The organism is Geodermatophilus sp. SYSU D00758, from assembly GCF_054049955.1.
This window is the reverse complement of record NZ_JBJGYK010000024.1, coordinates 54,190-63,341: the sequence shown is the minus strand read 5'-3', so window position 1 is coordinate 63,341 and position 9,152 is coordinate 54,190. Positions and strand designations below refer to the sequence as shown.

The window sequence follows — 9,152 nt, the reverse complement described above, 5'->3', positions numbered from 1 at the left end:
CCCCCCCCCCCCCCCCCCCCCCCCCCCCCCCCCCGCCCCCCCCCCCCCCCCCCCCCCCCCCCCCCCCCCCCCCCCCCGGCCCGTCCCGGGACCCCGTCCGGCGGACGCCGGCGCGTCAGCGGCGCCACCGGAGCAGGCCGCCGGCGCCACCGAGGGTCCGGGCGGCCAGCTGGAGGATCGGGCCGCCCGGGATGCCCGGAGCGGCCTGGACGACGGGCGCCAGCGCCAGCAGGCCCGCCAGGTCGTGCGCCCGCAGCCGCCGCCGCGCCAGCGCCGCCACCGGGTTCACCCGCCCGGAGGCCGCCTCCAGCAGCAGGGCGGCCGGCGCCTCGACGGCGGGCCCCCGCGCGCGCCCCGGCGGCACCCGGTGCACCGTCCAGCCGTCGGTGCCGGCGGCGAACGCCCAGCCGCCCTCCGGGGTCGCCAGCGCGGCGCCGACGACCGTCCCGGAGCCGGCGGCCAGGGCCCCGGTGACGTCGGCGAGCGCGGCCAGGCCGGCCTGGAGGACGTCGGGCGGTACCGGTGACGCCCCGCACCCTGCGAGGTCCAGCCCGTGCACGGCGAGCTCGTAGGCCTGGCCCAGGACGACGCTGAGCACCGGGAGCCGGCCCACCACCGCGACCGCGGGGGAGGTGTCGAGGGTCGCCGGCTCGTCCTCCAGGTAGCGGACGGTCGCCTCCCGGTTGCGCCGCAGCGCGGCGAGCACCTCCGCCCGGGAGGCGTCCCGGTGCGCGGCGGTCACCCGGGCGTTGGTGGCGTCGACGTCCGGGGGGACCCCCGTCCCCCCGGCGCGTGCGGACGCCACGACGTCGGCCAGCGCCGTGTGGTCGGGCCAGCTGCCGAGGTGGACGCAGACCTCGTGGGCCCGCCAGCCGGGGAGGCGGGTCGGTGCCCCCAGGTCCACGGCCGCGGCCTGCGCCAGGAAGGCGTCCCAGGCACCGAGCACCAGCCGCCCCACCTCGTCGCGGCCGGCGTCGGCCATGCCGTGGTGCCGGCGGTCGCGGTCCGGGAGTGCCATGCGCCGGCCGTACCCGGGCGGCCGCCCCGCCAGGCGTGTCCCTCATCGCAGGAAAGCCGGTGCGCGTTGCCGGGAGGCGCCGCGGCCCGCACGCTGGGGGCATGACACGCGACCGGACGGCGCGGGGCACGGTCGTCCGCTGGGACGACGCGCGGCCCGGCGCCCTCGTCGAGGCGGAAGGGCTGCCCGAGCCGTGCTGGGCCGAGGCGGCCGTCGTGCACGGCGCGGCGGCCCTGCGGGCCGGGCAGGTGGTCGACCTCGAGTGGACCGAGCCGGCCGCCCCCGGCGAGCTGCCCACGGTGACCCGGGTGGTACCGCGCGAGGACCTCCAGGCCACGCTCGGCGCCTGACCTGCGGACCTGTGCGGTACCGGAGCGCACGGGCCCGCAAGGGCCGTTGCCGCTACGCTGTGTGAGCGGTGTGCGGAGTGGTCCCCGGGTCTGGGGATGCGGCTGTGGGTCGGCGGGGGAGATCCTGTGGACGCGGTGTGGGCGGCGCCCGCGCTGTGGACTCCCCGCCCGGTGCCGTGGTATGAGGCGCTGACCTGCGGCTAGTGGCCACCCCGGTGACCATCCGTCACATGTGTCCCATCCGCCTCTCGTGCACTGGCGCGACGGGGGCGGCATCGTGCACACTGATGGCAGGACGCCTGGTCCTGGACCGCCGAACACAGCCTGTCACCGAATCGATCGTCCGTTGGGGAAGACGAGACCGATCGAGTCGATGGAGGTGCCTCGTGCAGCGACGGTCTACCCAGGGTGTCGTCTTCGTGCACGCGTGCCCGAAGGCGCTGTGCCAGCACGTCGAGTGGGCGCTCGAGCGCGTCATCGGCGCGCCGGTCTCCCTGTCGTGGGCCGACCAGCCCGCGGCGCACGGTTCGTTCCGTGCCGAGGTGGCCTGGACCGGTGCTCCCGGGACGGGCGCCAAGCTGGTCGCCGCGCTGCGCGCGTGGCCGATGCTGCGCTTCGAGGTCACCGAGGAGGCCAGCCACGGCAACGACGGCGAGCGCATGTCCTACGTGCCCGGGCACGGGGTCTACCGGGCGCCGACGAGCGCCAACGGCGACCTCATCGTCACCGAGCAGCAGCTGCGGCACCTCGCGGCCACCGCCACCTCGATCGAGGCCTTCCGCCACGGGGTGGACGAGCTGCTCGGCGCGGCCTGGGACGCCGACCTCGAGGTGTACCGGCACGCCGGCGACGGCCAGCCGGTCACCTGGCTCCACCAGGTGGTGTAGGAGGCCCGTCCGGGGGCGGCCCCGTCCGGAGGCTCGCCGCGAGCCTGCGAGCGGTGAGGAGGACGGGGTCCTTCTCCGAGCGGTGGGGGCAGGGGGTCCTTCATCACGATCCGACCACGACGGGATGAGCGCGACCCGCGCCCGTCGTAGGCTCGGGGCCGGTCGTCCGGGCGTCGTCGGGGAAGCGGCGCCCGGACGACCAGGTCCCGTCGACGGCGAGGGCCCGTACCCCTCTCGGGTACGGGCCCTCGTCGTGTGCGCGGATCGTGCGCCCGGTCGGGGCTACAGCGGGATGTTGCCGTGCGCGCCCCGGCCGGACGGTGCCGCGGTGAGCGCGGCGACCAGGCGGCGCTTGGTGTGGGTGGGCTCCACCACCTCGTCGACGACCCCGATCGTCAGGGCCCGGTTCACCCCGCCGGCGATGCGCTCGTGCTCCTCGGCCAGCTGCGCGTGCAGCGCCTCGCGCTCGCCGGGCGGCACGGCGGCCAGCTTCTTCCGGTGCAGGATGCCCACGGCGGCCTTGGCCCCCATGACCGCGACCTCCGCACCCGGCCAGGCGAACACGGCCGTGGCGCCCAGCGAGCGCGCGTTCATCGCGATGTAGGCCCCGCCGTAGGACTTCCGGGTCACCAGCGTCACCCGGGGCACCACGGCCTCGGCGAACGCGTGCAGCAGCTTGGCCCCGCGGCGGACGACGCCGTCCCACTCCTGGCCGACCCCCGGCAGGTACCCGGGGACGTCGACCAGCACCACCAGCGGGACGCCGAAGGCGTCGCACATCCGGACGAACCGGGCGGCCTTCTCCGCCGAGGCGGAGTCCAGGCAGCCGCCGAGCCGCAGCGGGTTGTTGGCGACCACGCCGACCGTCCGCCCGGCCAGCCGGCCCAGGGTGGTGACGATGTTGGGCGCCCAGCGCGGGTGGAGCTCCAGGCCCGGCCCGTCGAGGACGGCGGCCACCAGCGGCTTGACGTCGTAGGCGCGGTTGGACCGCTCCGGCAGCAGCGCCCGCAGGTCGACGTCCGGCTCCTCCTCGGCGGGCTGGAACGAGCCCTGGGCCGCCAGCAGGTCGACCGCCTGGCGGGCGGCCTCCAGGGCCGACTGCTCGGTCTCGGTCACCACGTGCACCACGCCGCTGCGCCGGCCGTGGGTGTCGGGGCCGCCGAGGGACTCCATGTCCACGGCCTCGCCGGTGACCGACCGGACGACGTCGGGCCCGGTGACGAACACCCGCCCGGCGGGGCCCATGACGACCAGGTCGGTGAGGGCGGGGCCGTAGGCGGCGCCGCCGGCGGCCGGGCCCAGCACCACCGAGATCTGCGGGATGCGGCCGGAGGCCCGCACCATCGCCTCGAACACCTCGCCCACCGCGTGCAGCGCGGTGACCCCCTCGGCCAGCCGCGCGCCGCCGGAGTGCCAGATCCCGACCACCGGCAGCCGCTCGCGCAGCGCGGTGTCGATCGCGTCGACGATGTGCCGGCAGCCGTCGACGCCCATGGCCCCGCCCATGACGGTGGCGTCGGTGCAGAAGGCGATCGCGGGGGAGCCGGCGACCCGGCCGCGGGCGGCGACGACCCCCGAGGTGTCCCGGGGCAGCAGCAGCGCGGCGCTGCCCTCGTCGAAGAACCGCCGGAGCCGGTCCTCCGGGTCCCGCGGGTCGGTGGTCGGGGCAGGCGGGGCGGGGGAGAGCGTCGTCACGGGTCCTCCGGACCTCAGGCGGTGGTGAACACCAGCGCGATGTTGTGGCCGCCGAAGCCGAAGGAGTCGTTGACCGCGGCGCTGAAGGAGGCGCGCCGGGGCTCGCGGCGCACGATGTCGAGCGCCTGGACGGCCGCGTCGTCGTCCGGGTCGTCGAGGTTGGCCGTGGCCGGCACGAGCTGGTCGCGCAGCGCGAGCACGGTGAACACCGACTCCAGCGCGCCGGCCGCACCCAGCAGGTGCCCGGTCTGGCTCTTGGTGGCGGTGACCAGGACGTGCTCGCCGAGCGTGTCGCGGATCGCCGCGGCCTCGGCGGTGTCGCCCACCGGGGTGGAGGTGGCGTGCGCGTTGACGTGCCCGATGTCGGCCGGGGTGAGGCCGGCGTCGCGGACGGCCGCGGCGATCGCCCGCCCGGCGCCCTCGCCCTCGGGGTGGGGGGCCACCAGGTCGTAGCCGTCGGCGGTGCCGCCGGCGCCGGCCAGCCGGGCGTGCACCTGCGCGCCGCGGGCCCGGGCGGCGTCCGCCCGCTCCAGGACCAGGGCCCCGGCGCCCTCGCCGAGGACGAAGCCGTCGCGGGCCTTGTCGAAGGGGCGCGAGGCCCGCTCGGGCTCGTCGTTGCGCGTGCTCATCGCCCGCATGGCCGCGAAGCCGGCCATCGGCAGCGGGTGCACGCAGGCCTCCGCGCCACCGACGAGGACGACGTCGGCCCGGTCGAGGCGGAGCAGGTCCAGCCCCCAGCGGATGGCCTCGGCGCCCGAGGCGCAGGCGCTGACCGGCGCGTGCACACCGCCCTTCGCCCCGATGGCCAGCCCGACGGCCGCCGACGGGCCGTTCGGCATGAGCATCGGGATGGTGAAGGGGGAGACCCGCTTGGGGCCCTTGTCCTCCAGGACGTCGTCCTGGCCGAGCAGGGTCAGCGCCCCGCCGATGCCGGTGCCGAAGACGACGGCGACCCGCTCGGGGGTCACGCCGGCCTCGGCCGCGCCGGAGTCCCGCCAGGCCTGCTCTGCGGCGACGACCGCGACCTGCTGGCTGCGGTCCAGCCGCCGGGCGCGGACCCGGTCGAGCTGGGCGGTCGGGTCGTCGGAGAGCCGGGCGACGAGCTGGGCGGGGAAGTCCGCCACCCAGTCGTCGGTGATCCGGCTGACCCCCGACCGCCCCGCCAGCAGCGCCTCCCACGTGCTGGCGACGTCGCCACCCAGCGGTGTGGTGGCGCCGAGGCCGGTGACGACGACGTCACCGTTGGACGTGCTCATGAGATCCCTCCTGGGGGTGCGGCCGGGGGGCCGGGTCGGGCGGACCGGGCCGGTCAGCCCCGGTTCTTCTGGATGTAGCTGATCGCGTCGCCGACGGTCTTGATGTTGCCGAGCTCGTCGTCGGGGATGGCGACGCCGAACTTGTCCTCGACCGCGGTGGCGATCTCGACCATCGACAGCGAGTCGACGTCGAGGTCCTCGGTGAACGACTTCTCCGGGGTGGCGTCGGCGGGTGCGACGCCGGCGACCTCCTCGAGGATCTCGGCCAGGCCGCTCTGGATGTCCTCGCTCACGCGCAGTCCTCTCTCTCGGGTGAGGCGGGGAGCTCCCCGCCACCGGGCCCCGTGGCCCGGGGATCTGGGAGTGCCCGTCAGGGCAGCCGGAACACCTGTCCGGCGAAGGTGAGCCCGGCGCCGTAGCCGAGCACCAGGGCGAGGTCGCCGCTCCTGGCCTCCCCGGACTCGAGCAGCGCCGTGAGCGCCAGGGGCACCGAGGCGGCCGAGGTGTTCCCGGACTGCACGATGTCCCGGGCCACGACCGTCCGCTCCCCGAAGCCCAGCCGCTTGGTCATCGACTCGACGATGCGCAGGTTGGCCTGGTGCGGGGCGAACACGTCGATGTCGGCCGGGCCGACGCCGGCGGCCGCCATGGCCTCCTCGAGCGTCGCGGTCAGCTTGGTGGTGGCCCAGCGGTAGACCGCCTGCCCGGCCATGGTCATCGTGGAGCTGCCCGCGGCGATCTCGATCGCGTTGTGCTGGTCGCCGTCGCTGCCCCACACCACCGGGCCGATGCCCGGCTCGTCCGCGGCGCCGACGACCGCCGCCCCGGCGCCGTCGGCGAAGATCACCGCGGTGGACCGGTCGGTCAGGTCGGTGACGTCGGTGAGCCGCTCGACCCCGACGACGAGGGCGTTGCGCGCCGACCCGGCGCGGATGGAGTCGGCCGCCACCCCGAGCGCGTAGCAGAAGCCGGCGCACCCGGCGTTGAGGTCGAAGGCGCCCGGCCGCGGGATGCCCAGCTTGTAGGCGACCTGCGGGCCGATGCCGGGGATGGGGGCCTGCAGGCTGGCGCTGGCCACGATGACCAGGTCGACGTCCCCGGGGGTCAGGCCGCTGGCGGCCAGCGCCTTGCCGCCGGCGGCGACCGCCATGTCGACCAGCGACTCGTCCTCGGAGGCCCAGCGGCGCTCGGCGATGCCGACGCGGGTCTGGATCCACTCGTCGCTGGTCTCCATGGTCTGGGCCAGCTCGTGGTTGGTGACCCGCCGGCGCGGGCGGTAGGCGCCCAGCCCGAGGATCCGGGCACCGGCGGCGCCCTGCTGCAGCGTGATGGAGCCAGTCACTCGGTGACCTCCGGGTAGAGACGGGCGATCGGGTCCCCGGCGTCGACCCGGTCGCCCTCCTGCACGAGCCACTCGGCCAGCACACCGTCGTAGCCGGCGGAGACGTTGACCTCCTCGCGCCGGCCGCGGACGCGGCCGAGCGGGCTGCCGGCGGGCACGTGGGTGCCCTCGGCGACCTCGGCGGGGCTGACCGTGCCGCGCACCGGGGAGACGACCACCCGCCAGTCGGGCAGGTGCGTGGCCTCGGCCCGGCCGCGCTCGGCGTCGATGAGCTCGCGGGCGCGGTCGAGGTCGGCCGGGCTGCCCACCGCGAGGACGTCGATGCCCGCCCCCTTCCACTCCCGCTTGGCCAGGCCGGCCAGCGCGCCGGCCGGCGGCAGCTCGATGGCGGCGGTGACGCCGAGCTCGCGCAGCGTGGCCAGGCAGGCGTCGAACCGCACCGGGCTGGTGACCTGGCTGACCAGCCGGGAGACCACCTCGGCCCCCGAGGGGACGGCGGCGCCGTCGGCGTTGGAGAGCAGCAGCCGGCTGGGCTCGGCCGGGCGCAGCCCGCCGACCAGCGCCTCGAGCTGCTCGCGGGCCGGGGCCATGTACGCGGTGTGGAAGGCGCCGGCGACCGAGAGCGGGACGACGCGGGCCTTGGCGGGCGGGTCGTCCTTGAGCGCGGCCAGCCCGTCGACCGGGCCCGCGGCCACGACCTGCCCGCCGCCGTTGACGTTGGCGGGGGTGAGCCCGTGCTCGGCCAGCTTCGCGGCGACCTCGTCGGGGTCCCCGCCCATGACGGCGGACATCCCGGTGGGGGTCTGCGCGCAGGCCGCGGCCATCGCCCGGCCCCGGACGGCGGTCAGCGCGATGGCCGCCTCGACCGACAGCACGCCGGCCAGCGCGGCCGCGGTCAGCTCGCCGACGCTGTGCCCGGTGATGACGACGTCGCGGCCGGTGGAGGGGGTGTGCGCCACCGGGCCGGGGAGGCCGCCGAGCTCCCGGGCGACGAAGAGGCTCATCGCGACGACCAGCGGCTGGGTGACCGCGGTGTCGCGGATCGCCTCGGCGTCTCCGGTGGTCCCGAGGGTCAGCAGGTCGGCACCGGCGATGGCACCGGCCCACCGGAAGAACGGCTCGGCGCCGGGGAGCTCGAGCCAGTCGGTGAGCATCCCGGGCTTCTGGGCACCCTGTCCGGGGGCGAGAACGGCCAGCACCTCCTCACCGTGCCAGGCGTCGCGCCCGCGCGTCGGTGGGGAGCGCGACGAAGTCCCACCGGTCGAACTTGGAGGGTTCCTACAAAAGAACGGCCCGCAGGGGTCCTGGGAGCGCGTTCCTGTGGTGGGAACCGCACTGACGCGGGCACGCGCGTGCGCCCCCGCGCATCAGTGCCAGAGGGAGCTGTCGTCGCCGAGCGCGCCGAGGGCGAGGGCGACCTGGAGGGTCCAGCTACCCCGGGGGTCGGCCGCGGACACCCCGGTCAGCTCGGCGGCGCGGCGCAGCCGGTAGCGGACCGTGTTGGGGTGCACGAACAGCGCGCGGGCACTGGCCTCCAGGTTCCCGCCGCTGGCCAGCACCGCGCGGACGGTCTCGAGCACCTCGCCGCCGGCGCCCTGCAGCGGCCGGGTGACCTGCTCCTGGAGGGCCGCCCGCGCGACGGGGTCGCCGTCCAGGGCGCGTTCGGGGAGCAGGGCCTCGGCGGCCACCGGTCGCGGCGCGGCCGGCCACGCGGGCGCGGCGTGCAGGCCGGCCAGCGCCGCGGCGGCCGACTCGCCGGCGCGGCCCAGGCCGTCGACGACCGGTCCGACGACCACCGGGCCGGGACCGAACTCGTCGCTGACCCGCTCGGCGACCGCGTCGAGGTCCTCACTGCCCCCGAGCACGACCACCAGCTGGTCGGCGTGCACGCCCACGAGCACCTCGCTGCGCATCTGCCGCGCGGCCCGCCGGGCGGAGGTGTGGGCGTCGCGGTCGGCCGGGGCGGCGCCGACGACGACCGCGACCGGGCTGGTGGCCGCCCAGCCCAGCGCCGAGGCCCGCCCGGAGAGCTCCTCGGAGCGCTCGCCGCGGACCAGCGCGTCGACGACCAGGGCCTCCAGCCGGGCGTCCCAGGCCCCGCGGCTCTCGGCGAAGGTGGCGTAGACGTGCGCGGTGGCGAAGGCGACCTCCCGGCTGAACTGGAGCACCGCCACCCGCAGCGCGCCGGCGTCCCCGGGCTCGGCGACCGTGTCGACGAAGTCGTCCATGACCTCGACGGTGACCTGGACCAGGACGACGGTGTGCTTGAGCGGCACGACCCGGGCCAGCTCGCGCGGGGCGGCACCGAACACCTCGCCGGTCAGCCGCGGCGGGCGGTCGGGGGAGCGGCACCACTCGACCAGGGAGGCGATCCCGGCCTGCGCGACGAGCATGACCCAGGAGCGCTGGTCGGCCGGCATGGTGCGGAACCACGGCAGCTGGTCGTCCATCCGCGCGACCGCCCGGGTGGCCAGCGCCCCGGAGGCGCGCTCGAGCCGGCGCAGGGTCGCCTCGGAGGGCGGGCGGCGGCTTCCCCGGTCGGGCACGGCGTCAGCGTGTCACGGGCCGGCTCGCCCGCGCAGCGGAGCGTCGGGGAGAGTGGGC

Annotated in this window: 9 protein-coding genes; 2 read left to right on the top strand and 7 right to left on the bottom strand. The window is 77.0% G+C overall.

Features of this window, described 5'->3' with window-relative positions; translation table 11 throughout:
* Window positions 1-115: 115 nt before the first annotated feature.
* Window positions 116-1,018 (bottom strand): maleylpyruvate isomerase N-terminal domain-containing protein, encoded by a 903-nt coding sequence (locus tag ACI8AC_RS17375; RefSeq protein WP_456899078.1) that lies wholly within the window; start codon window positions 1,016-1,018, stop codon window positions 116-118.
* A 101-nt stretch (window positions 1,019-1,119) separates the two neighbouring features.
* On the opposite strand from ACI8AC_RS17375, the gene ACI8AC_RS17370 reads away from it, so the two are divergent.
* The gene (locus tag ACI8AC_RS17370; RefSeq protein ID WP_456899077.1) at window positions 1,120-1,368 is read left to right on the top strand and encodes a hypothetical protein; all 249 of its coding nucleotides are present in this window, start codon (window positions 1,120-1,122) and stop codon (window positions 1,366-1,368) included.
* 386 nt (window positions 1,369-1,754) lie between these two features.
* Complete coding sequence (locus ACI8AC_RS17365) at window positions 1,755-2,255, top strand: DUF3145 domain-containing protein (protein WP_456899076.1); 501 nt, start codon at window positions 1,755-1,757, stop codon at window positions 2,253-2,255.
* A gap of 282 nt (window positions 2,256-2,537) precedes the next feature.
* Here ACI8AC_RS17365 and ACI8AC_RS17360 read toward each other — a convergent pair whose 3' ends face one another.
* From ACI8AC_RS17360 to ACI8AC_RS17335, 6 genes are all read right to left on the bottom strand, one after another.
* Window positions 2,538-3,950, bottom strand: coding sequence for an acyl-CoA carboxylase subunit beta (locus ACI8AC_RS17360; protein ID WP_456899075.1), 1,413 nt, complete (start codon window positions 3,948-3,950; stop codon window positions 2,538-2,540).
* Between the two features lie 14 nt (window positions 3,951-3,964).
* Window positions 3,965-5,206, bottom strand: coding sequence for a beta-ketoacyl-[acyl-carrier-protein] synthase family protein (locus ACI8AC_RS17355; protein ID WP_456899074.1), 1,242 nt, complete (start codon window positions 5,204-5,206; stop codon window positions 3,965-3,967).
* A 53-nt stretch (window positions 5,207-5,259) separates the two neighbouring features.
* Complete coding sequence (locus ACI8AC_RS17350) at window positions 5,260-5,499, bottom strand: acyl carrier protein (protein WP_456899073.1); 240 nt, start codon at window positions 5,497-5,499, stop codon at window positions 5,260-5,262.
* 77 nt (window positions 5,500-5,576) lie between these two features.
* A complete protein-coding gene (locus ACI8AC_RS17345) occupies window positions 5,577-6,548 on the bottom strand; it encodes a beta-ketoacyl-ACP synthase III (protein WP_456899072.1) in 972 nt (323 codons plus the stop codon).
* Complete coding sequence (locus ACI8AC_RS17340; protein ID WP_456899071.1) at window positions 6,545-7,747, bottom strand: acyltransferase domain-containing protein; 1,203 nt, start codon at window positions 7,745-7,747, stop codon at window positions 6,545-6,547. The genes ACI8AC_RS17345 and ACI8AC_RS17340 overlap by 4 nt, the downstream gene beginning before the upstream one ends.
* 168 nt (window positions 7,748-7,915) lie before the next feature.
* On the bottom strand, window positions 7,916-9,094 hold the full coding sequence (locus ACI8AC_RS17335; protein WP_456899070.1) for a PucR family transcriptional regulator: 1,179 nt from the start codon (window positions 9,092-9,094) through the stop codon (window positions 7,916-7,918).
* Window positions 9,095-9,152 lie beyond the last annotated feature (58 nt).

Coding starts and splice junctions, on each gene's coding strand:
- ACI8AC_RS17375 (WP_456899078.1), bottom strand. CDS start 1,018: ATGGCACTCCCGGACCGCGACCGCCGGCACCACGGCATGGCCGACGCC.
- ACI8AC_RS17370 (WP_456899077.1), top strand. CDS start 1,120: ATGACACGCGACCGGACGGCGCGGGGCACGGTCGTCCGCTGGGACGAC.
- ACI8AC_RS17355 (WP_456899074.1), bottom strand. CDS start 5,206: ATGAGCACGTCCAACGGTGACGTCGTCGTCACCGGCCTCGGCGCCACC.